Origin of the sequence: Exiguobacterium alkaliphilum 12/1 (assembly GCF_000714435.1) — a bacterium.
In the GTDB taxonomy this organism is placed as follows: domain Bacteria; phylum Bacillota; class Bacilli; order Exiguobacteriales; family Exiguobacteriaceae; genus Exiguobacterium; species Exiguobacterium alkaliphilum.
In genome coordinates this window covers 21,686-43,552 of the sequence record NZ_JJMW01000062.1, presented here as the reverse complement: position 1 = coordinate 43,552, position 21,867 = coordinate 21,686, and the positions used below count along the sequence as shown (strand labels likewise).

The window sequence follows — 21,867 nt, the reverse complement described above, 5'->3', positions numbered from 1 at the left end:
CTTCGGACGGCTTTTTGTACGTCCGAAGGATTGACCGGTATCCATTTCGGGAATTGCCGAAAAGAATGAACTTTAAGATGAAAAGGGGAATCGATATGAAATATACGGTCATTACAGGTGCGAGCTCAGGAATCGGATACGAGGCGGCGAAACGACTCGCGAAAGCAGGAAAGTCGCTCGTTCTCGTCGCGCGTCGTACAGACGAACTCGAGAAGTTGCGTAAAGAGATTAAGTCGATCTCACCGGATAGCGACGTCATCTTGAAGACGAACGACCTCTCGTATAGCGAGAACGTGTACGCCTTGTACGAGTCGCTCGCCGACCTCGACATCGAGACGTGGATCAACAACGCTGGGTTCGGGGACTCGAACTTCGTGAAAGACGCCGAGGTCGGAAAGATGGAAAACATGGTCCGTCTGAACGTTGAGGCGCTCACGGTGCTGTCGAACTTGTACGTTCGCGACTACCATGACGTCGACGGGGCGACGCTTTTGAACGTCGCGTCGGTCGTCGGCTACCATATCGCGAAAAAAGGCGTGACGTACAGTGCGACGAAGTTTTATGTCAGCGCCTATACGGAAGGACTTGCCCGTGAGTTGATGAACAATGGGGACAAATTGCGGGCGAAAGTGCTCGCGCCGGCAGCGACCGAGACCGGGTTCGCGAGCCGGGCCCGGGAAGAGGAGAATTTCGACTATAGCCAAAACGTCGAGAAGTACCATACGGCCGAAGAGATGGCCGGCTTCTTGATGGAGCTGCTCGAGAGCGACGAGGTCGTCGGCATCGTCAACCACGAGGATTACTCGTTCGAGTTGCGCGGACCGATTCATCCGTTTATGAAGTAAGCGGACATGACTCAATTTGTAAGGTACTTCGTTACTGCGAAGTGCCTTTTTGCGTGGAGTAATTACCGTTTGAGAGTAGCGCGGGATTGAACAAAAGAGTAATCAAATCTTAAGGAATACATTTCCATTTCGCACGAAGAAAAAAACTTTTTGTCTGTTGCTTTTTTTATAATGAGACTGAATTGAGGAGAGGAGGAAAATGTATGAAACGTTGGCTTAGTATCGCATTAATAATTGTTTTATTTTTAAATGTCTTTCCACATCCGGTTGATGCATCTCAAAAGCTAACCGTTACTCCTAAAGCGGTTACAGTGATGGCAAGTGCTTCGAAGGTGGTAAAAGCTACTGCGTCTGGCGTGAAGAAACCTGTCTATGTATGGAAGTCTCTAAATCCTAAAGTGGCGACCGTTGTGAATGGAAAAATCACAGGAAAGTCTGCCGGTAAAACAACCGTAACAGTTACCGTAAAAGGAACGAAACTTAAACAAAATGTTGCGGTGACGGTTACAAAACGAAAGTATAACGCAACTGATTTATTCAAAATGGCTAATCCATCTGTAGCATTAATTGAGATGTTAAATGATCGAGGACAAGTCGTTTCTTCTGGAAGTGGATTTGTCGTAAATAAAGGAGAAGTTGTGACGAATTTCCATGTCCTTCAAGGTGAAGAGAACGTGGAAGCGAAAGTGTCATTTGCAAATGGATCGTTCATACGCACAAACGTGATAAAACGATATGATGAGACATTGGATTTGGCCGTTCTCGATATTTCACGAATCGCTCCGGCACCACCGATTTTAAAAATGAATGGAACTAGAGTGGCGACTGGAGAAAAAATTTACGCGCTGGGGAGTCCGCGTGGTGTGAGCAACACAATTACAGAGGGGATGATTAGCAATAATAGCGTCGTACTAGACGGGTTTGAATACTATCAGTTCAATGCGAGTACAACGTATGGGAATTCAGGAGGTCCGCTTCTGAATATTTATGGTGAGGTAGTCGGTGTGGTGACTTGGATGTTTGAAAACTCTCAAAACATGAACTACGCTGTCCCAGTTCGTCAACTTAGTTTACTTGATGCGCGTCGCACGGCATTTATAGAAGAGGTTCAAGTTCCTACGCTTCCTATTCCAGTTGGAAAAGGAGATACGTATGAAGAAGAACCCAATGGCGAGTGGATGAAATCCGATCTTCTACGTTATGCAGATGGGTATATTCACGGAACGACATCGAATCTTGATGATGTTGACATCTATGTCTTCAATGTAGAAAAACAAACGAAGTTAGATTTCTTTGGTGCATTTGGTGATGCACGTATCTCTCCTTATTTTGCGTTTGGGATTTATGATTTAAACGAAGAACCGCTTGCGTTCAGTGATCCGTTTGTTTCGACGAGCGGAAATGGTGTCACTTATCAAACACTACAAACGACCGTTGAACCAGGTATTTATTTTTTGGTTGTCTTTCCCGTCAGTGGCTTATCGAGAACTGCGTATGTGAACAAAGACTATTTGATTATGCATAAATTCCAATAACAAACTAACCCGCCTTCACTCAGAAGGCGGGTTTTGTTAGCGCATCGACGAATCCGCATATCCACCCGTCACCCGGTGCGTGAGACGGTGGTACCAATAGCGAAGACGAAGACGATAGACATAAAACTTAGACGTGTTCGGTAAGATGACGTTGTCGACATAGTCGGCGAACATGGCGCGGAACATCTGGTCCTCGCTGTCGTCATACGTCGCGCTCCACATGCCGTGCTCTTCGACTTCGAGCAACATGTGAATCGTCTCGTCATCGAGCGTGTCTTGATCGGGCTTGCCTTTGACGAGCATGTCGACCCGGTGGCTGCAAATCGAAGCGTAGAGCGAATGGGCGTGCGGATTGCGCGGGTTCGCGTTCAAGTAGCCGATAGCGGCTTTTAAAAGCTCATCGTTCATCTCGAGCGGAATCTCGTCATACACTTGGAAGAAATCGAGTAGCATCGGCACCGTCTCTTCATTGAATCCGGTTAGCCGGACGTAATGCATCAAATGGAGCCCGGCCTCCCCGTAGAACTTGCGGTGGAAGTAATGGATGGCGATGGCCCGCTGCGTCATCGGGACGTTCGGAAACCGTTCGATGGCGCGAAGGTAATGCTGTTCAGCCTCGAACGTGAAGCCGGCGTCGTCGCTGAGCGCGCCGAGCAGGCAATGAATGAGGTAATGGTCGCCGAGCGCACTCGCCGCGTCGAGCTGTTGTTTCGCCTGGTCGAACTCGCCTTCGCGGATGAGCGGATAGGCGCGCATCGCCGGGAAGAACGGGTCGTCCGGGAACCGGGTCTCGCCGCGCGTGACGAGCGTCTCGATCGCCTCGGCGTTATATGTCTCCGTTAATTCTTCAAGCAACATCATCTCGAGGAACGTCCGTTGAAATTCTGGGGTGTGTAAGTCGATGGTGTGTTTCGTCATCTGGGTCCCTCCGTACGTTTAGGATTGTTGCTTTATTATACAAGTGAATCGGCATCACGAGTAGAGTTTTTTCAAAAAATGGGAAAAGAAAAAGTGTACACATCCGACACGAAGGAGGGAGTCAAGATGGCCACGTTCACAGGCTATATCGTCGACATCGGGGAAGCGAAGATTCGCGTCGCCCCATCGCCGGAAGCCGAGCCGTTTGACGGAATCGTTTTTCATTTGGAAGAAGGGCTCGAGCATGAGCCGCCGCTCGCGATCGGCCAACACGTCCGGGTCGAACACGACGAGAAGATGACGCGTTCCTTGCCGCCACAGGCGACGGCGCACCGAATCGATGTGTTATGATGGGGTTGAGGTGAGGGTATGGGAAAAGGAAACATCGCTTGGCTCGGCGCGGTCATCGGATTTAGCGCCTTGCTCGTCTGGTTGTTGCAGGACGTCATGCCGTTTTGGATGTTGTCGATCATTCTGCTGTTGCTCGGTGGGCTGCTCGGCAACTTGCAACGGAAATTCAACAAAGACACGTGAAAAAGCACGTCTTCCGTCATTCGGAAGGCGTGCTTTCTTCGTCGACAGGCTCATCGGACGATGCCGCTGGGTCTTCTTTCGATTCTTCTGATTTCGGCTTGTCTTCTTTTACCGGTGGTTCGGTTTTCGGTTTATCGGTAGGCTTGTTGTCCTGCTTTTTCACCGGCTTCTCGGTGTCGGCCGCCGGTTTTTCCGGCTCGACCGGTTCGGCCGGTTCCGTTACCGGCGTTTCTGGTTCAGCCGGCGGTTCGGTCACTGGCGGCTCAGGTTCGGTCACCGGTTCCTCAGGTGGCGCCGCTTCAGCTGGTGCCTCCTCTTCAGGCGGCGGGGTCGCTTCTAAGGGCTCCTCGACAGCTGGTGCCGGTTCGGCTGGTTCAGCCGGTGCTTCGGGCTCAGCTGGTGTCTCGGGTGCTGGCGGCGTTTCTTCCGCCGGCGCAGGAGCTGGAGCTGGTGCAGGAGCCGGTGCTTCCGTCACAGGGGCCTCTTTCGGTAGCGGAGAGATCGGCGCGACCGGTGCGAGTTCGGCCGTCGGTGGTGCCGGCGTATCCGATTCGAGGAACGACTGGACGTCTTGTTCGAACAAAATGACCGGTAACGTCAACTCGCGCAAATGGATGGCAAGCACACGCCCGTTCTCGGTGAGGAGCGGACTGCCGATCGCATAACGCGGCAAGTCGAAATTCCGTGAATAGCCCGTCTCACTGAACGTGACCGTGCCGTTGATGCGGTCTTTCGACGTCATCGTCAGGAGTGACTCATCGCTTGCGGCGATCGCTTGGGTGAACGAGAACGGCGTCAAATCAACTTGTTCGATACGGATGACGGCGATGGCGTCGTTTCGCCCGACGACCGTCCCGGCGATCTCGTTTCCGTCCCGTTCGAGGATGATATCCGTCAAACCGGCCACGTTCGAAGCGGCCGTCAAGACGTCTTGTGGACTGATTAAGAAACCGGTGCCGTTGCTGACCGTAAAGAGGCTGTCTTGCAAGGCGTCGAGGTCGGCGGGAGTCGCCGCATCCGCCGAGACGGTGTCGTCGGTCACATTCAAGCGGACTTTGTCGGCAAGGGAGTCGGCCGAGCGCGAACTGTCCTTGAAATAAGCGTTCGTGACGACGGCGATAAACGCGATGAGGGCGATGGCAAATGGGACGACGAACCAGCGATAGCGACGTGAGCGGTGGCCACACGTCGGACAAGCAGTCGTTCGCGAGCGGGTTTTCGTTCCGCATTTCGGGCAAGTCACGAGGATGACACCTTCTTTCTCCAAAACATAAGATGTATGCCTATTCCTCAAATGTTCGGGGGGTAAACAATAATTTGAAGGGTACCTCACTCCGCCCAACGATTGTCATGGGTGAACGAGACGGTCAGCCATTTCTCATACGGTAAGAAGGCGAGCGCGTCGAACAGCTGTTGCCGAATCTTGTCCTGGTCGGCGATCGTGTCGTACGGGTAGTCGCGCGGAACGACGAGGTCGATTTCAAGGAACAAGACGTTGCCGGACTTCGTCGTGCGGACGTATGTCTTGTCGACGTCGAACTGATGTGCGACTTGGAGTACGGTCAACCGAATTTGGTTGCTGTAGGGCGTGCCCGTGTCCATGTCAATCAGTTCTTTGATGGCCGTCCACATCTCGATGAGCGGGGTGCGGACGAGCCAAAGGGCGCTCAAGATGAGCATGACCGGGTCGATGTAAGGGGCGACGGCCTCGAACGAGAGCCAGACGAGCACTTGGGCGATGAGATACCCGATGAGACCGCTGACGGTGAGTAGCGTATCGAGCCGCCACTGTACGACTTCCGCCGTGACGAGTCCGGAGCTCGCCTTCATCTTGAAGCTGTTCAAATAGCGATAGATGCTGTACGAGATGCCGGCGCTGACGGCAAGGTAGACGAGGGCACCCCCAAGGACGAGGTCGTTTCCACCAGAGCGAATATCCTCGATGGCCCCCAGGACGGCGTTGACGATGACGAATAAGAGTACCCCGTACTGGAACAAGATGATGAACGGCTCGATTGTGCTCTTGCCGAACGGGAAACGCTTATCGGCCGTCAACATGAACATACCGGCCCGAAGCGAGACCCAGCTCATGATGACGCTTAAAAAGGAATAGACCCCGTCAAACAAGATGAACGACGAGGATAGCCAAAGACCGACGAGAATGCCGGCGATGGCGAAGAAGAGCGAGGCGAAAACGGAGACGCGTAAGACAAAGCGCTCGAGTTTTGGATCTTTTGGCATAGAGATGCCTCCTTCACTAAAATCACCATCCTATTCCCGGTTTCAGATGAAGCTATGTATGGTAAACTTTTGAAAAATAGAGGGGGAATCAGGATGAAATTTGTGATTTTGTTCGGCCCGCAAGCCGTCGGCAAGATGACGGTCGGGCAAGAGTTAGCGAAAGAAACGGGGTTGAAACTGTTTCATAACCATATGACAATTGACCTCGTTAGCCCCTTTTTTAGTTATGGGACGAAAGAGGGGCGTCGAATCGTCGAACTGTTCCGAGAAGAACTGTTCGAGTCGGTTGCGAAAAGCGACTTGCCGGGCATGATTTTCACGTTCGTCTGGGCGTTCGATATGGAAGAGGACTGGGCATACGTGCGACACGTGACGACGATTTTCGAGTCGCGCGGGGCTGACATTTATTACGTCGAACTCGAGGCGGACATCGAGGAACGGCTCATCCGGAACACGACCGAGAATCGGCTCATACATAAGCCGACGAAGCGGGACATCGCCTGGTCGGAAGGGGAGCTGAAGCAGACGGCGACGATGTACCGTTTGAATTCGCGGGACGGGGAACTCGACGTCGACAACTATTTACGGATCGACAACACGCATCTCGACGCGGAGACCGTCGCGGCGCGCATCAAACAACATTTCCAGCTATGACAAAAGCGAGCCCCTTCCCTGGGACTCACTTTTGTTATGCCCGCTAATCAAGAAAACATCGATGGCAGTCGCTGGATTGAATGTTGTATTGATTAGCCTGGTGTATGAAGCGCTTCGATTTGCTCTTTCCATGTTTTATAACGATCAGCATGAATCGTGATTAACTTTCAAAGAGCTCTGCCTTCTCCTCTTTCGTAAGACCGCTGAAAAACTTTTTATGAACTTTCAATCGTTTTTCTTTGATTGGTAAAATTTTTTCAAACCATGTGACTGCCATTGGGGTATGTTCTGGTTAAGCGTTAATTGTATTTAAAAATTGCTCATATTCTTCAATAAGCTCTTCAGTGAGGGAAGAGGTGTCTATACCTCGACTTACATAGTCCGCCTCGGCAAGTTCTCTTGCCGTGATAGCCGGTGAGATTGTTTTAACGACCCCATACTCAGACGGCATTCTTTTCTCATCTAAAGAAACAAAATAGTAAATGTAGTTAGGTAAGCGAAACAATCTTTTTTTTGTATCTGTTGGCTGTGCGACATAAAGCCATACAACTTTTTCGGCATAACAATTCCAATCAGGTTCATGTATGGCGATAAGCATTTTGTCATACGTTTTCACGGGGCACCTCTGAGAAATTGTTTATTTTATCATTTTTAGTATAAAAGATATGATGAGAAGTAACTAGAGAAAGGCGGGATAGGATGTTGTTCAAAAAGAAAGCAGAAGTAGATGTAGAAGGTACGAAGCGATTCGTTGTGAAGCTGACAGAGCAGTTACCGGAACTCGGACAAGTAACGATTCTCGTCGACACCGCGACTGGCGTCAACTACATTCAAACGTGGGTCGGCACGAGCGGCGGAATCACACCCTTGGTTGATGCGAACGGTGATGTCGTCGTCGATGAGCTGTCACGACTGACATGAAGCAACTCGAAACGAATCGGCTCGTCTTGCGTTCCGTCACGCCAGCCGATGCCGCAAGCGTCTTATCTTATCTATGTAAACCGGAAGTTGTGGCGCATATGGGGCTTGAACCGTTCGCGACGTTAGACGATGCGTTAGAGGAGATTGCCTGGTACGATTCGATTTTGAAGGACGGGACTGGTTTCCGGTTCGGGATCACCATTAAAGGCCAGGACGTCGTCATCGGCAGTTGCGGGTTATTGAATCGGTCTGAAAAGCATCATCGAGCCGAAATTGGTTTTGAACTGAGCCCGGATTACTGGGGGAAAGGCATTGCCGGGGAAGCGCTTGAAGCCGTCGTCGCGTACGGATTTCATGAGCTTCAGCTCATGCGGATTGAAGCCCTCGTCGAACCGGAAAATGAAGCGTCGATGCATCTCCTCGAACGGCACGGCTTTTTGCAGGAAGGATTGCTTCGAAGCTACGAATTCACGCGCGGCAAGTATGATGACCTGTATATGTATTCGCGACTAAATCAAAGAAAGGACCGATGAGCGATGCACATCATCGAGTTTAATGGCGTCAGTCACGGGGACATCCTACATAACGTGACGGGCTACTTCCGTGAAGGGCGCATCACGACGTTCGTCGGCCCGAGCGGTGCTGGGAAGACGACGTGTTTGAAGCACATCAACGGACTGCTGTCCCCGGATTCGGGCACGGTGTATTTCAAAGGGGAAGACATTCAACAGCTCGACATCATCGCCCTGCGTAAACGGATCGGCATGGCGTTCCAAAGTGCGCCGATGATTGACGGGTCGGTGTATGACAATCTGAACTTGCCGAAAGCGATTTTCGGGGAGACGCTCGACCGAGATAAGGCGGCCTCGCTATTACAAGCTGTCGACTTGGGCGAACGGATGCTCGACAAGCCCGTCAAGACGCTGTCGGGCGGGGAACGGAGCCGCGTCGCCATCGCTCGGACGCTCGTCAACAAACCGGACGTGCTCCTGTTAGATGAGATCACGGCGAGCCTCGACTATCGGACGGTGAAAGAGATTGAACGGCTCATCGTCCGCCTGCAGCGCGAATATGGGGTCACCGTCATCTGGATCACCCATGACTTGGATCAAGCGCGGCGCGTCAGTGACGACATGTGGTTTTTACGGAACGGCGAGTTGATCGAGTTCGGGGACGCCTCGTTCATCGACGAGTCGGACAATCCGATGATCGGGCGGTTCGTGAGGGGGGAAGAGCTATGACGTTCGTCGAACTGTTGACGTCGCTCATCTTTGTCGCCATCCCGCTCGGACTGGCGCTCTATCTCAAGCTCGGGCTCGAACGTGACATCGTCATCGCGACGGTGCGTTCCATCATCCAACTGTTGGTGATTGGCTACATCTTGACGTTCGTCTTCGAGAGCGACAACCCGGTGTTCATGCTCTTCATGATCCTTCTCATGATCGGGGCGGCGACACAGAACATCATCAAAAAAGGGGACGGCATCCCCGGCATCACGTGGATGATCGTCCTCACGCTCGTCACGGTCGAGGTGCTGACGATGGGGCTTATGCTCGGGCTCGGCATCATCCCGTTCGAGCCGGACAAGGTCATCCCGATTAGCGGCATGGTCATCGGCAACTGTATGGTGTTGTCGCTCCTGTTCTTGAACAAGTTCAAAGACGAGGTCGAGCGGAGCGACGAGGTGATTGAGCTCATCTTGTCGATGGGCGGGGCGCCGAAGACGGCGATTGACCGGAGCTTGAAGAACGCCATCCGCACGAGCATGATTCCGACGGTCGAGGCGCAAAAGACGATGGGGCTCGTCCAACTGCCGGGCATGATGAGCGGGCTCATCATCGGCGGAGCCGACCCGATGGAGGCGGTATTGTATCAACTCCTCATCTTGTTCCTCATCTTGACGACGGCGACGATTTCGGCCGTCATGGTCGGCTATCTCGCGTATCCGCGCCTGTTCAATCAGAAGCTGCAGTTCGTCGGCTTGACGTATCGAAAGGGGAAAGCAACATGATTCTAGGTATCCATCACGTACAAATCACAATCCCGACTGGAGAAGAAGCGCGGGCCCGTGCCTTCTATTGCTATTTGCTCGGGTTAGAAGAGATGGAAAAGCCCGCGTCGCTGCAAGGGCGCGGCGGATTTTGGCTCAAACTCGGTGACCAGAGCGTCCACGTCGGCGCAGAGGACGGCGTCGACCGCTCCCGAACGAAAGCCCACGTCGCCTATGCCGTTACTAATTTGGAGGCATGGGGACGACGGTTGGAAGCGGAAGGGATTGACCGCATCACGGGCATCCCGATTCCGGGTTTTGACCGGTTCGAGTTCCGTGATCCGTTCGGAAATCGTGTCGAGATGATTCAAGCGATATGACTAAGGAGCACCCATCGCGGGTGCTCCTTTGTTTTATGGAATGGGTGTTCCTTGATGAAACTTCATTTTCCACGTTCCGTCAATCCGTACCCAAATCGAGCTGCGAAGCGCAACGTTTCCGGTCGCACGGTTCTCGGTCCGATACGTGGCGAGGACAACGTCGTCACGGATGACTTCGAGGTTGAAGTCGGTGAGCGAGACGTCGATCTCGCCGAGGTCCATCGTGTTCGTGTCCTCTTCTTTGTAGAGGAGGCGTCCGGAGCTGCCGATTTCAAAGAAATCTTCGGTCACGAGTTCGCGCAACCGCTCTGGCGACGTCCGCACTTCCTTCGTCAACAACAGTCGTTCTTTCTCTTCAATCAATGGGGCAAGCATCGCGTCACTCCTTTCTGGACGGTCAACCGTGTACCGTATTCGTTTTCCCGAAATTCATGACGATGACACCGAGCACGATGACAATGAGTCCGATACTGTTCAACGTCGACAACACCTCGCCGTAGACGAACACGCCAATCAGCCCCGTCGCGACCGTGCCGAGGCCGGCCCAGACGCTGTAGGCGATGCTGAGCGGAATCGTCTTTAAGACGATGCCCATGAGTGTGAACGAGACGGCGAAACTTGCGAGCAGGATCATGCTCGGAACGAGTTGTGTGAACCCGTCCGACAGCTTCAGCATCGAGGTCCCGAGCACCTCGAACGCAATCGAGAACAGTAAGAATACATATCCTTTCATCCGTGTCCCTCCTATACTTTCATCAACACGAGCCCGACGATGACGAGTCCGATGCCGGCGACGGTCTGTTTACGGATTTGCTCGTTGAAGACGAGAAAGCCGATGAGTGCCGTCGCAGCCGTGCCGACCCCGCTCCAAAACGCGTAGGCGAAGCTGAGCGGGATGGAGAGGAGGGCGAGCGACAATAGATAAAACGCCGTCACATAGCCGAGCGCGACCCCGACAATCGGGAGACGGGTCGACGACGTCGCGTTGAGCTTGAGCATGCTCGAGCCGAACACTTCAGAGATGATCGCTCCGGCGAGATAGAGGAAGCCCATCTTAGCCACCTGCCTGTTCGAGCGCGTCACACTTTTGGCGGATGAGCCGGGCGGCCTCGTCCTTGAAGGCGTCGCTATAGCCGTACGTCAACGCGAACCAGAACCCGTCACATAACAGCCGAAGTTCGAGTACGCGCGGGTCGGTCCCGTCGGCGAGAAAGCGTTCATCCCATCGGCGTGCCGCCTCGTTCCAGATAGCACCGCTCGCATCTTCTTGCGACGAGATGAAGACGGCGCTCAGGCCGATTCGTGCCGCGTCCAGATAGTCGAGTGTCGCCTGGGCGTAAGCTCGTGTGAACGGGTACGGTCCGTCCGTCATATGATGATGGATCCGTGTCTCGAACTCGGTGATGGCGAGTTCGTTCATTTGGCGGAGCAAATTGTCTTTCGTCTCGAAGTGGTAGAGCACACCGGCTTTCGTGATGCCGACACGCGCGGCGAGCCGCTCGAGCGATAGTTGTTGAATGCCGTCCTCCCGAATCATCTGGGCGGCCGTCTCGAGCAGTAATTGTTTTTTGTTCATCATGTTCACCTCATTAACTTTACTGAACGGTCAGTAAAGTCAATATATCAAGTTTGAATTGTCTTGTCGAACCGATTACTCATACATGAATGATTTTTTTTGCGTATAAGGAAAGAAAAATATTCCCAGTCCCTTTTTGACAATTTGGCATTGCACATCCTTTTTTTGTTTGATATGCTTCTCAATGAAAACGACAATGATAATCATTATCAATGAGAACGAGTCCATAGAAGCGTCCATACATAGAACAGAAGACATGGACACGTTCGAGTTGAGACGAGTGTCATTCAAACTAGATACATAAGGAGATGGACAGAATGGGGAAATTGAAAGTGTCACTCATGTTGACAGTACTCATCTTCGTGCTTGCCGCATGCGGCGGGACGACAGAGACGAAAGAAACAGGAGAAGTGGAAGGTGCCGAGGCGCCGAAAACGGTCGAGATTACCGATGCACACGGCACGATTGACGTACCGGTCAACCCGGAGAAGGTCGTCGCCCTCGACAACCGGACGTTCGAGACGCTCGCGGCGTGGGACATCGAACTCGCGGCGGCACCGATCGGATTGTTGCCGGCCGAGTCGCCATATGCGAAAGACAGCGACATCGCCGACGTCGGCATGCACTTTGAGCCGAACTTAGAGGCGATTGCAGGCGTCGACCCGGACGTCGTCATCGTCGGGCAACGTTTCGCCGATTACTACGAAGACATCAAAAAACTCGTACCGAACGCGGCCGTGATTGACTTGTACATCGACATCCCGGAAGATACGGGCACTCCGGGTGAGATTTTGGTCAAAGGGTTGACGGACACGACGCTCACGCTCGGGAAAATCTTTGATAAGAACGAAGAGGCGGCACAGCTCGTCGCGGACCTCGACAACTCAATCGATGGCGTGAAATCAGCTTACAACGGCGAAGACACGATCATGTCGGTCATCGTCTCAGGCGGAGACATCGGCTTCTCGGCACCGATTTCAGGTCGCGTCTATGGCCCGATGTATGACATCTTCGGCTGGACACCGGCGTTAGAAGTCGAGAAGGCGACAGGCGACCACCAAGGGGATGAAGTCTCGGTCGAAGCAATCGCCGAAAGCAACCCGGACTGGCTCTTCGTCCTCGACCGCGACGCACCGCTCGCTGGAGCGGAAGGTGCCGTACCGGCAGCGGACGTCATCGATAACGCCCCGGCGCTTCAAAAGACGACAGCCGTCAAAGAAAAGAACATCGTCTACGCACCGAACGACACATATTTGAACGAGTCGATTCAAACGTACGCTGAAATGTTCAACGACATCGCACAAGCGCTCAAGAAGTAAGGCGTGCTATCGTGCAAACACCACTAACTCGGGCTGAGACATTGTCTCAGCCCTCCTTTTCTACCATATGGACGAAGTCGTTCATCTTCGCGACGCTCGTCGTGTTGATGCTTGCGGTCTTATCGCTCGTTACGGGCGTGTATGATATTCGCGCCGACTTCGATATGTTTTGGATCACGCGTGTCCCGCGGACGGTCGCCCTCATGTTGACGGGGGCGGCGATGGCGATGTCGGGGCTCGTCATGCAGCTCATCACCCAAAACCGGCTCGTCGAACCGACGACGACCGGGACACTCGAATGGGCCGGGCTCGGGCTCTTGACCGTGTACTTGCTCGTCCCGGCACCGACGCTCATGATGCGGATGACGGGGGCAATCGTCTTCTCGTTCGTCGGTACGATGGTGTTCTTTTGGTTTTTACGTTCGGTCAAACTCCGGTCGTCGTTGATTGTCCCAATCATCGGGCTCATGCTCGGTGCCGTCATCTCGGCCGTCTCCACGTTCCTCGGCCTGTTCTTCCGGATGAGTCAGACGCTCGAAGGCTGGTTCGTCGGTTCGTTCGCCTCGGTCCAGGTCGGCCGCTATGAGTATTTATGGCTCATCCTCATCTCAACGGTGCTCATCTTTTTGCTCGCGAACCGGTTGACGCTCGCGGGACTCGGAGAGGACGTCGCGACGAGCCTCGGCGTGAACTACAACCAGCTCATGATGATTGCGACGGGTCTCATCGCCCTCTCGGTCGGTGTCGTGGCGACGGTCATCGGCAATTTGCCGTTCCTCGGCTTAATCGTCCCGAACCTCGTCTCGATGTTTCGGGGGGACGACCTCCGCAGCAACTTGCCGTGGGTATGTGTCGTCGGCATGGGCGCGATTCTCGTCAGTGACTTGATTTCCCGGACGATTATCGCACCGTTCGAACTGCCGGTCTCACTCATTCTCGGGACGGTCGGTGCGTTCGTCTTCATCGGGATTTTACTTAGACAGCGGAAGCGGGGAGGGGTTCGATGAGTACGGTCATCGAGAAAGAAGTGTACGAAGTGGACGTCCATCCGCTTCAAGGAAAGGAGCGGAGCGCGTCGGCGTTCCGTTCGAGACGGGAGGAGCGGCGCTATTGGCTCTTCCTTGCCGCCTTAATCATCGGTGGCGTGTTGTGCGCGCTCGGGCTGTTGCTTTACAACAATCCGGTCCCAATCGACTCGCCGTCGTTTTGGCCAGTCGTCGAGCGGCGCGTCGTCGCCGTCACGACGATGGCAATCGCGGCGCTCTGTCAGAGCCTCGCGACCGTCGCGTTCCATTCAGTGACGAACAACCGCATCATCACACCATCGCTCCTCGGGTATGACGCGCTCTATTCGACGATTCAGACGAGTATGATTTTCTTCTTCGGTGCCGGCGCCTTGGTCGGTTTTACGGGGACCGGTGCGTTCTTGACGCAGGTCGGACTGATGGTGCTCATGAGTCTTTTGCTATACGGCTGGTTATTGTCGGGGAAATACGCCAACCTGCAGCTCATGCTGCTCGTCGGGATTATCATCGGGACCGGGCTCAACTCGGTGTCGACGTTCATGCGCCGCATGCTCGCCCCGTCCGACTTTGACATCTTGCAGGCGCGGCTGTTCGGTTCGGTGACGAACGCGGACGCGGCCTACTTCCCGATCGTCATCCCGCTCGTGCTCGTCGTCGGGGTATTATTGTACGCGTTCTCGAACCGACTCAATCTCGTCTCGCTCGGGAAGGACGTGGCGACGTCGTTCGGGGTGAACCATCGCGGGAGCGTCATCTATACGCTCATTCTTATCTCGCTCCTCATGTCGGTGTCGACGGCGCTCATCGGGCCGCTCACGTTCTTCGGTTTCTTGGTCGCGACGCTCAGCTACCAGGTCGCCTCGACGTATGACCATAAATACGTCTTCCCGATGGCGTTCGCGCTCGGCTTCTTCGTTTTGACGAGCGCCTACTTCTTCATGTACCACATCTTCAACACGCCAAGCGTCGTCTCCGTCATCATCGAACTGTTCGGCGGCATCATTTTCTTGGCAGTCATTCTTAAGCGGAGGTCCTTATGATACAACTCGAACAAGTGAAAAAATCGTATACGGATAACGTCCACATCGGGCCGATCGACCTCGATATCCCGAAGGCCGGCTTCACGTCGCTCATCGGTCCGAACGGGGCCGGGAAGTCGACGACGCTCATGATGATCGGCCGTCTGCTAAATTTAGACGCGGGTCAGATTCAAGTCGCCGGGATGGACGTGTCGAGCACGAAGTCGAAAGACTTGGCGAAAATCATTACGATCCTCCGGCAAGAGAATCATTTCGTGACGCGCCTGACCGTGCGCCAACTCGCCGGGTTCGGTCGTTTCCCGTACTCGAAGGGGCGGTTGACGAAAGAAGATGAGGCGATCATCTCGAAATATATCGACTTTCTTGATTTGACGCATCTCGAGCACCGCTACCTCGACGAACTGTCGGGCGGCCAGCGCCAACGGGCGTACGTCGCGATGGTGCTCTGTCAGGAGACGGAATATGTCCTCCTCGACGAGCCGCTCAACAATTTGGACATCGCCCGCTCGGTACAGATGATGGGATACTTACGTCACGTCGCCGACGAGTTCGGTCGGACGATTGTCACCGTGCTCCACGATATCAACTTCGCGGCCAAATATTCGGACCGGATCTGTGCGATGAAAGACGGGCAGATCGCCGCCTTCGGGACGGTCGACGAGATTATGAACGGGGAGATCCTGTCCGACATCTTCGAGACGAAGCTCGAGGTCATCCAAGGCCCGTACGGACCGATTGCTGTCTACTAATCATATAGAAGGAAGTGACGACGATGCAGATTTACTGGACACCGATTTTAGATGTCGTGGAAGAAGCAGCTGATACATACACGTTCCGACTCGAACGGCCAGACGGCTTCACGTGGGAGGAAGGGGCGCACACGCATTTCGCGCTCGAAGGGTTCAACAAAGAAGAGCGACCGAACCGGAGTCTGATTCGCCACATGTCCATCTCGACGTTGCCGCGAGAAGGCGTCATTGGCATCACGACACGTATTAAAAAAGAATGTTCCGAGTTCAAGTCGATTCTCCGGGAAATGGCGCTCGGTGAGAACGTCGCCATCTTCAAGACGCATTCGAACGTGCCGTTAAAACGTGTTGGGAAGAACGTCTATTTGTTGTCGGCCGGTGTCGGGCTCGCGACGTTCCGTCCGCTCGTCCTCGACTATTTGGCGGACGGGGAAGGCGTGCCGCACCTCCATTCGTTGAACGTCGACTCGTCGGCCAACTATCTATTCAAAGACGTCTTTACGTCGACGGATACGTTCACGGCTGATTTCGTCGACAGCCGCGTTCGTTACCACGAGGCGGCCAAGACGCTCGCACAGGATATGGACGGGCTGTATTACGTCGTCGGGAGCGATGACTTCTTGCGCGAGACGATTGCGACGCTATGTGAGCGGGGCATTGCGCGCGAACAGATTGTGCTCGATAAGCATGATTTTCAGTTGGATGCGTTTTTCATGGAAAGAGACGAAAATGCAATCTCTTCTTGATTCGAAAAACCAGGAGTAAGGAGCAATCTAGCGCAAAAAAAGGAATCGGATTCATTCAATACAGAATGAGTCCGATACCTTTTCATTTGCGAACGACGTCAGGCGTGTCTCAGAATGTGAACTCGATGCCTTTCGAGGTGAGCCAAGCGATGATCACGCCATACCCGAATATGCTGATGGCTGAATAGATGAGGAGGGTGGAACGCTTCATCCCGATCGAGTGCCCAATCACACCGACGACCCATGACCCGAGTAATGGCGTGACGAGGATAATCGACCAGCTGCCATGCTCGCGCATCAAATGACTGAATCGATGCTTCTCGAGACGATCGAGCCAGCCGCTGAGGCGTTTGAAACGATGGAGCCAATCGTAAAAGTACGCGAGCAGGGGAACCGGCAAGAAGTTACCGAACCCGGCCCAAAGCACCGCAGAGACATGATCGAGACCGAGTAACATCGTACTCGGGATGGCCAAATAGATTTCGAACATGGGGAAGAATCCCATAAACCATGCAGTTGCAGACAGACTGATGTATTCAAATAGACTCATGTCAATTCTCCTTGATCGTATGTCTTTTCAAACGTAAACGTTGTGAAATGAATTTCCGCCTCTGGTTGAGGAAGCGTGCTACCCTCTGCATTCGAGTCATTGCTTAATCCATTTCGCACTCCGGCCGAGTCCAGATGGAGCGATTTCCCCTTCATCCCGCAATTCCCGAAGAACTCGGTTGATGGTTGCCTCACTGATGTCGGGGCAGGCGTTCCGAACATGCGACTTGGTAAACGGCCCGATTCTCCCTTCTACGAATCGTCTAATCCGGATGCTCTTGCTTTGACTTCCTGACGTGACGAGGCCAACACGTTCCTCAAGCTCTTTATAAGCCGCAAGAATCACGCTCAATAGATAGTTGATCCATGGGAATGAGTCTTGTCGGTTCTCATGCCAATGGATCGATGACAACCGTAGAGACTCATAGTAGTCCTCTTTCCGTTCCTCGATAATCTTTTCGAGACTAATATAGCGGCCGACCTCAAAGCCGAATTGATACAACAGCAACAAAGTCACCAGCCGGGCCATTCGTCCGTTCCCGTCATTGAATGGATGAATCGATAAAAAGTCGAGGACGAACATACTAGTCAAGATGAGTGGATCGACGTCTTCGTTTTGCCGACGTTCTTTTACACTGTCGCATAAAGCTTGAACAGCCGTCGGGGTCTCGAATGCCGGGACAGGTACGAAGCGCGTTCGGCGCGTACCGTCGGGGAAGGTCTCGCTAATCTCGTTATCGACATTTTTCCAACGCCCGCCTTCGACCGGAACAAATTTATAAAGTTCTTTATGAAGCTGGAGCAGGATGTTCGGATTGATTGGGATATCTTGGGCTGAAGCATGGATTAAGTTCAATACATCCCGGTACCCGGCAATTTCAGCTTCCGAGCGGTCGGCCGGATCCGAGGTTTTCGACATGATGGTGTGTAGGCGGCTCTCGGTCACGACGATCCCCTCAATCGCATTGGAAGCCTTTGTCGATTGAATGACCGCGACGTCACATAACGTGTTCAAGATTTGAGGTGCCTGTTGTTTATATAGGTCTTGTTTGCCCTTGTATTCATTGATGCGACCAATCAATCGTACGGTTTCCATCGGTAAGGCGAGGCTTCTTAAATATTGATAATCATAATTTCGCATGGTACTCATCCCCATTTATATTCAAAATTGATTAAACATAGTCATTTTATTGATTTTTGAATATGTTTAACTCTAATATAACCGATTTATGATGGTATGTACGTGATAAACATACTCATTTTGAACAGAAATAAGTATGTTTAGAGAATGGTGAGCTATATTTCAGGTTATGATTGAGAAACGGTAAAAAAGCGCATCTCCGATTTTCGTGGAGACACGCTTGAGTGATGTATATCGTCACAATCAGACCGGGGACACATGCCCCGCACTTTTCACGCAACATGCAACGAACCGCTCGAACAGATTTCGTCCCTCAAGCGTCCCGATTGACTCAGGGTGGAACTGGACGCCGTATGTCGGATGCTCGGGATGCTCGAGTGCCATGATGACACCGTCTTCCGTGCGAGCGGTCACGATGAGATCCGTCGCTTGAACGACGAGTGAGTGATAGCGCATGACATCGAGCGGCTCGCCATCGAATAAGACGGACGGGGTCGTCAAAATGCGTGACGTTTTCCCATGCATGACTTGATTTGCTCGGCCGACCGTCCCACCGAACGCCTCGGCGATGACTTGGTGACCGAGACAGATACCGAGTATCGGCATCACGCCGGAGAGCTCCCGGACGACGTCGAGCGAGACGCCGGCGTCCTGTGGGCCACCGGGGCCAGGGGAGATGATGATGCCGGATGGATTGAGGTCACGAATCGCCTCGACCGAGAGTTCGTCGTTTCGGACGACGATGACGTCACTGAACCGGGCGACGTCTTGATAGACGTTATACGTGAACGAGTCGTAGTTGTCGATGAGTAAAATCATGCGAACACCTCCAAAAGGGATTTGGCTTTATGCAGCGTCTCTTCATATTCCGACACGGGGTCGGAGTCATAGACGATCCCGGCGCCGGCTTGGACGTGGGCCGTATCGCCTTGCACGACCATCGTCCGGATGGCGAGAGCGAAGTCGAAGCCGCCGCGGACATCGAGATACCCGACCGCCCCGGCGTACACTTCGCGTTTCACCGTCTCGAGCTCGTCGATGAGCTGCATCGCCCGAATCTTCGGCGCCCCGGACACGGTGCCGGCCGGAAGACAGGCGCGCAAAGCGTCAATCGGATTCAAGTCGTCCCGCAGCTCGCCTTCGACCTCGGAGACGAGGTGCATGACGTTTTTGAACCGTTCGAGCTCGATCTGTTTCAGGATCGTCACCGTACCGACCTTGGCGACGCGGCCGATATCGTTTCGCCCGAGGTCAAGGAGCATCCGGTGCTCGGCGAGTTCTTTCTCATCAGCGAGGAGCGACTCGCCGTGACGGATGTCTTCCTCGACCGTCTTGCCGCGCGGGCGAGTGCCGGCGATCGGGTTCGTCGTCACCCGGCTCCCGCTCACTTGGACGAGGCTCTCCGGGGAGGCGCCGAGGACGATCGCTTCCCCGAGGTCGATATAGAACAAGTACGGGCTCGGGTTCTGTTTCCGGAGCGTCCGGTAAAAGTGGAACGGGTCGCCGGTGAACGTCGCGTCGATTCGTTGCGACAAGACGAGTTGGAACACCTCGCCGGCGAGAATCGCCTCTTTCGCCTTCAAGACGCGTTCGATGAATTCGTTTTTTTCGGTCAAGATGCGCTCGCTTGTCCGGACGACCGGTTCGAGCGAGTGCGTCTGCGCCGTCTCGAGTTGACGCTGAATCTCGTCGAGCCGTTCCGTCGCGTCCGTGTCGCCAGTGTCGATCAAGATGACCTGTTCCTCGAGGTGGTCATACAAGACGACCGTCTCGTAACGCTGGAACAACGCGTCAGGCAAGCCGCGCGTCTCACTCGGCGTGTTCGGGATCGGTTCGTAGACGCGTTGCATGTCGTAACCGATATACCCGATGGCGCCGCCGATGAACGGGTACGGGGCGTCCGGGACGTCACGGGTGATCAGCGTGGACAAGTGGGCGAGCGGATCGGCCGTCTCAATCGTTCCGTTCGCGTCCGAAATGCTCGTCCCGTCGACACGAAGCGTCTCGACCGGATTCGCTGCGACAATCGAGTAGCGGCCGTGCTTGCCTTCGGCGCGGCTTTCGAGCAATACTTTTCGTTCACCTTTTAGACGGTGGAAGATGGCCACCGGTGTCAGTTCGTCGCCGTTGATGATTCGTTGTTCCATAAGATTGACCTCCTTAAAATAAAAAAATACTCCCCGCCCGACATGCCCAAACGGACATGAAGGACGAGGAGATTCCCCGTGTTGCCACCTTCGTTGAGAGACGACATATCTCCCCACTCATCGCGAACAATCATTCGCTGTCCTCGGTAACGGGAGGACCCGTCAGAGCCTACATATCGGTCTGAACGCTCAAAAGCCCATTCACGCAAGACACGTCACCGGTTCGCATCGACCACCGGCTTTCTGGAGACGTCCCTTCGCGCTACTCTTCTTTCTCATCGCGAGTTCGTATGATGTTATCGCCACTTTACCGAGTGAAAGACAGATTGTCAAGACCGATTCAAGAGTTAGCGTTCCTTTGTTTTCAAGTGAATAGGTATGAATTGAAACTATAAAGGAGATTAACCTGAAAAAACGATTTACTTTTTTTGGTAATAAATATCTAGGGGGTAAATTGCTTTTTGATATGATTAACATGATAAATTAAAAAAAATATAGAATGGAGTAATCATTATGAAACGGATGATATACATTGTGTCATTCCTGTTATTGACGTGGATGACTATGGATGCATCAGACGTGAGAGCAGCTGAATCAAAAATACCCCATGTGAAAGACGTGAGGATGTACGGGTGTAAGCAAGAATTTTCGCGCCCCAACTTTTCGATTTACTTACAAGATGGAAGTGGTAATTCAATAAAGAAAATTGGAGACGCTCTAAAAGATGGATGCGAAAAAATGTTATCTAATCCGGACGGGCAACGACTCTATTACTCATCTATGAATGCAACAAATCTTTACACCATCCAAACGAATGGCAAGAATCTAAGAAAAATAACACCTTCAGTCAAAGGGTATGGCTTTGAACTACTTGATGCAAAGAAAAATCGTGTCTTTTATTCATATGCCGCTCAAAAAGGAGGGTATCCACTAGAATCAGTTGATGCTTCTGGAAAAAATCGAATTCAGTACACTAATAGATATTATGCGTATAAAGTCCATGGAAACAGCGTTTACTTCTCTGATGAGGCCAACACGAATCGATTATATAGAATTGGAATTGACGGTAAAGGGAAACGCATGATTACAGTTGACCGAGAAATACAAGATATCGATGTGGCTCCAGGTTTTGTTTTTTATACGAGAATTAATCCCAGAAATAAAAATCAAGTTCAACTAGTCCGAGTATCATTAGATGGTCAACAAAAGGATGTCATTACGACATGGAAACAAGGTCATCAACACTATACGATTCATCAAGGGATGCTTTACTATCTTGAAGAAGGAACAACATTTAAATCAAACGGAAGTCCTTATGTTCGTTATGCATTTAAACGAATGAAGCCTGATGGAAATCTTACTGGGAAGCGTGAAATAATTCGAACTATTCCACTTTTGGCCTACGGTAGCGAGACGTTAGTTTTCAAGCCATTTGGAATGGCCTATGAGAAATTCGATTCGGAAAAAATAGCAGAATATGTTGTTGTTCCTTATAATCCCAAACAAACAACCTATACATTCGAAGCAGATCGCTACAATTGGTACGAATAGTAAAGA

Annotated in this window: 28 protein-coding genes and 1 other annotated feature; of the genes, 16 read left to right on the top strand and 12 right to left on the bottom strand. The window is 52.7% G+C overall.

The features are described 5' to 3' along the window. The first annotated feature begins 95 nt into the window (after nt 1-95). Both RT52_RS12700 and RT52_RS12695 read left to right on the top strand, forming a co-directional pair. On the top strand, nt 96-845 hold the full coding sequence (locus RT52_RS12700) for an SDR family NAD(P)-dependent oxidoreductase (RefSeq protein WP_034817821.1): 750 nt from the start codon (nt 96-98) through the stop codon (nt 843-845). A 203-nt stretch (nt 846-1,048) separates the two neighbouring features. Further along, entirely contained in the window at nt 1,049-2,380 is a 1,332-nt protein-coding gene (locus tag RT52_RS12695; protein WP_034817820.1) for a S1C family serine protease, read from the top strand. 36 nt (nt 2,381-2,416) lie between these two features. On the opposite strand, the gene RT52_RS12690 is transcribed toward RT52_RS12695, so the two are convergent. Next, nucleotides 2,417-3,298, bottom strand: coding sequence for a tetratricopeptide repeat protein (locus RT52_RS12690; RefSeq protein ID WP_029334427.1), 882 nt, complete (start codon nt 3,296-3,298; stop codon nt 2,417-2,419). 126 nt (nt 3,299-3,424) lie between these two features. On the opposite strand from RT52_RS12690, the gene RT52_RS12685 reads away from it, so the two are divergent. Together RT52_RS12685 and RT52_RS16480 are read left to right on the top strand one after the other, a co-directional pair. Beyond that, nucleotides 3,425-3,649 (top strand): hypothetical protein, encoded by a 225-nt coding sequence (locus RT52_RS12685; protein WP_034817819.1) that lies wholly within the window; start codon nt 3,425-3,427, stop codon nt 3,647-3,649. An 18-nt stretch (nt 3,650-3,667) separates the two neighbouring features. Then, complete coding sequence (locus tag RT52_RS16480) at nt 3,668-3,832, top strand: hypothetical protein (protein ID WP_034817818.1); 165 nt, start codon at nt 3,668-3,670, stop codon at nt 3,830-3,832. 16 nt (nt 3,833-3,848) lie between these two features. On the opposite strand, the gene RT52_RS12675 is transcribed toward RT52_RS16480, so the two are convergent. Further along, nucleotides 3,849-5,075 carry a trypsin-like peptidase domain-containing protein gene (locus RT52_RS12675; RefSeq protein WP_162174546.1) on the bottom strand — a complete coding sequence of 409 codons (1,227 nt, stop codon included), beginning with the start codon at nt 5,073-5,075 and terminating at the stop codon, nt 3,849-3,851. Between the two features lie 86 nt (nt 5,076-5,161). Further along, the gene (locus RT52_RS12670) at nt 5,162-6,073 is read right to left on the bottom strand and encodes a cation diffusion facilitator family transporter (protein ID WP_034817816.1); all 912 of its coding nucleotides are present in this window, start codon (nt 6,071-6,073) and stop codon (nt 5,162-5,164) included. A gap of 93 nt (nt 6,074-6,166) precedes the next feature. Between RT52_RS12670 and RT52_RS12665 the strand changes: the two genes are divergently transcribed. After that, nucleotides 6,167-6,727, top strand: a complete 561-nt coding sequence (locus RT52_RS12665; RefSeq protein ID WP_034817815.1) for an AAA family ATPase — start codon at nt 6,167-6,169, stop codon at nt 6,725-6,727. Between the two features lie 292 nt (nt 6,728-7,019). Here RT52_RS12665 and RT52_RS12660 read toward each other — a convergent pair whose 3' ends face one another. Beyond that, nucleotides 7,020-7,343 carry a hypothetical protein gene (locus RT52_RS12660; protein ID WP_034817814.1) on the bottom strand — a complete coding sequence of 108 codons (324 nt, stop codon included), beginning with the start codon at nt 7,341-7,343 and terminating at the stop codon, nt 7,020-7,022. Nucleotides 7,344-7,426: 83 nt separating this feature from the next. On the opposite strand from RT52_RS12660, the gene RT52_RS12655 reads away from it, so the two are divergent. From RT52_RS12655 to RT52_RS12635, 5 genes are read left to right on the top strand one after another with little or no spacing between them, the layout of a single operon-like run. Beyond that, nucleotides 7,427-7,648: a DUF6440 family protein gene (locus tag RT52_RS12655; RefSeq protein ID WP_034817813.1), complete on the top strand. Its 222-nt coding sequence runs from the start codon at nt 7,427-7,429 to the stop codon at nt 7,646-7,648. After that, entirely contained in the window at nt 7,645-8,181 is a 537-nt protein-coding gene (locus tag RT52_RS12650) for a GNAT family N-acetyltransferase (RefSeq protein ID WP_034817812.1), read from the top strand. Before RT52_RS12655 ends, RT52_RS12650 begins: the two co-directional genes overlap by 4 nt. Before the next feature lie 3 nt (nt 8,182-8,184). Continuing rightward, nucleotides 8,185-8,889, top strand: coding sequence for an ABC transporter ATP-binding protein (locus RT52_RS12645; protein ID WP_034817811.1), 705 nt, complete (start codon nt 8,185-8,187; stop codon nt 8,887-8,889). Further along, nucleotides 8,886-9,659: an ABC transporter permease gene (locus RT52_RS12640; protein ID WP_034817810.1), complete on the top strand. Its 774-nt coding sequence runs from the start codon at nt 8,886-8,888 to the stop codon at nt 9,657-9,659. The genes RT52_RS12645 and RT52_RS12640 overlap by 4 nt, the downstream gene beginning before the upstream one ends. Further along, nucleotides 9,656-10,018: a VOC family protein gene (locus tag RT52_RS12635; protein WP_034817809.1), complete on the top strand. Its 363-nt coding sequence runs from the start codon at nt 9,656-9,658 to the stop codon at nt 10,016-10,018. The genes RT52_RS12640 and RT52_RS12635 overlap by 4 nt, the downstream gene beginning before the upstream one ends. Nucleotides 10,019-10,051: 33 nt before the next feature. Here the strand turns inward: RT52_RS12635 and RT52_RS12630 are convergent, their stop codons facing one another. Genes RT52_RS12630 through RT52_RS12615 form a run of 4 tightly spaced genes read right to left on the bottom strand, consistent with a single transcriptional unit; the run spans nt 10,052 to nt 11,594 of the window. Continuing rightward, nucleotides 10,052-10,393 (bottom strand): nuclear transport factor 2 family protein, encoded by a 342-nt coding sequence (locus RT52_RS12630; protein WP_034817808.1) that lies wholly within the window; start codon nt 10,391-10,393, stop codon nt 10,052-10,054. A gap of 22 nt (nt 10,394-10,415) precedes the next feature. Continuing rightward, a complete protein-coding gene (locus RT52_RS12625; RefSeq protein ID WP_034805809.1) occupies nt 10,416-10,751 on the bottom strand; it encodes a DMT family transporter in 336 nt (111 codons plus the stop codon). A gap of 11 nt (nt 10,752-10,762) precedes the next feature. After that, on the bottom strand, nt 10,763-11,071 hold the full coding sequence (locus tag RT52_RS12620; protein ID WP_034817807.1) for a DMT family transporter: 309 nt from the start codon (nt 11,069-11,071) through the stop codon (nt 10,763-10,765). A gap of 1 nt (nt 11,072) precedes the next feature. Next, on the bottom strand, nt 11,073-11,594 hold the full coding sequence (locus RT52_RS12615; RefSeq protein WP_034817806.1) for a TetR/AcrR family transcriptional regulator: 522 nt from the start codon (nt 11,592-11,594) through the stop codon (nt 11,073-11,075). Nucleotides 11,595-11,911: 317 nt separating this feature from the next. Here RT52_RS12615 and RT52_RS12610 point away from each other — a divergent pair, with 317 nt between their 5' ends. The 5 genes from RT52_RS12610 to RT52_RS12590 are packed head-to-tail and all read left to right on the top strand — an operon-like array spanning nt 11,912 to nt 16,473. Further along, a complete protein-coding gene (locus tag RT52_RS12610; RefSeq protein WP_034817805.1) occupies nt 11,912-12,913 on the top strand; it encodes a siderophore ABC transporter substrate-binding protein in 1,002 nt (333 codons plus the stop codon). An 11-nt stretch (nt 12,914-12,924) separates the two neighbouring features. Continuing rightward, on the top strand, nt 12,925-13,920 hold the full coding sequence (locus RT52_RS12605; RefSeq protein ID WP_376778073.1) for an ABC transporter permease: 996 nt from the start codon (nt 12,925-12,927) through the stop codon (nt 13,918-13,920). Beyond that, nucleotides 13,917-14,978, top strand: a complete 1,062-nt coding sequence (locus tag RT52_RS12600; protein ID WP_034817804.1) for an iron chelate uptake ABC transporter family permease subunit — start codon at nt 13,917-13,919, stop codon at nt 14,976-14,978. The genes RT52_RS12605 and RT52_RS12600 overlap by 4 nt, the downstream gene beginning before the upstream one ends. Further along, entirely contained in the window at nt 14,975-15,727 is a 753-nt protein-coding gene (locus RT52_RS12595) for an iron ABC transporter ATP-binding protein (protein ID WP_034817803.1), read from the top strand. Before RT52_RS12600 ends, RT52_RS12595 begins: the two co-directional genes overlap by 4 nt. Nucleotides 15,728-15,750: 23 nt before the next feature. Further along, on the top strand, nt 15,751-16,473 hold the full coding sequence (locus tag RT52_RS12590; protein WP_034817802.1) for a ferredoxin reductase domain-containing protein: 723 nt from the start codon (nt 15,751-15,753) through the stop codon (nt 16,471-16,473). 109 nt (nt 16,474-16,582) lie between these two features. Here the strand turns inward: RT52_RS12590 and RT52_RS12585 are convergent, their stop codons facing one another. From RT52_RS12585 to trpE, 4 genes are all read right to left on the bottom strand, one after another. Further along, nucleotides 16,583-17,023, bottom strand: a complete 441-nt coding sequence (locus tag RT52_RS12585) for a small multi-drug export protein (RefSeq protein WP_034817801.1) — start codon at nt 17,021-17,023, stop codon at nt 16,583-16,585. A gap of 96 nt (nt 17,024-17,119) precedes the next feature. Continuing rightward, entirely contained in the window at nt 17,120-18,163 is a 1,044-nt protein-coding gene (locus RT52_RS12580; RefSeq protein ID WP_034817800.1) for a Fic family protein, read from the bottom strand. 243 nt (nt 18,164-18,406) lie between these two features. Continuing rightward, nucleotides 18,407-18,982, bottom strand: coding sequence for an anthranilate synthase component II (locus RT52_RS12575; RefSeq protein ID WP_034817799.1), 576 nt, complete (start codon nt 18,980-18,982; stop codon nt 18,407-18,409). Then, nucleotides 18,979-20,310, bottom strand: a complete 1,332-nt coding sequence (gene trpE, locus RT52_RS12570; RefSeq protein ID WP_034817798.1) for an anthranilate synthase component I — start codon at nt 20,308-20,310, stop codon at nt 18,979-18,981. The genes RT52_RS12575 and trpE overlap by 4 nt, the downstream gene beginning before the upstream one ends. 56 nt (nt 20,311-20,366) lie before the next feature. Then, nucleotides 20,367-20,598: a binding site (T-box leader), on the bottom strand. A gap of 276 nt (nt 20,599-20,874) precedes the next feature. Here trpE and RT52_RS12565 point away from each other — a divergent pair. Beyond that, nucleotides 20,875-21,861 (top strand): DUF5050 domain-containing protein, encoded by a 987-nt coding sequence (locus RT52_RS12565; protein WP_162174545.1) that lies wholly within the window; start codon nt 20,875-20,877, stop codon nt 21,859-21,861. Nucleotides 21,862-21,867: the final 6 nt, after the last annotated feature.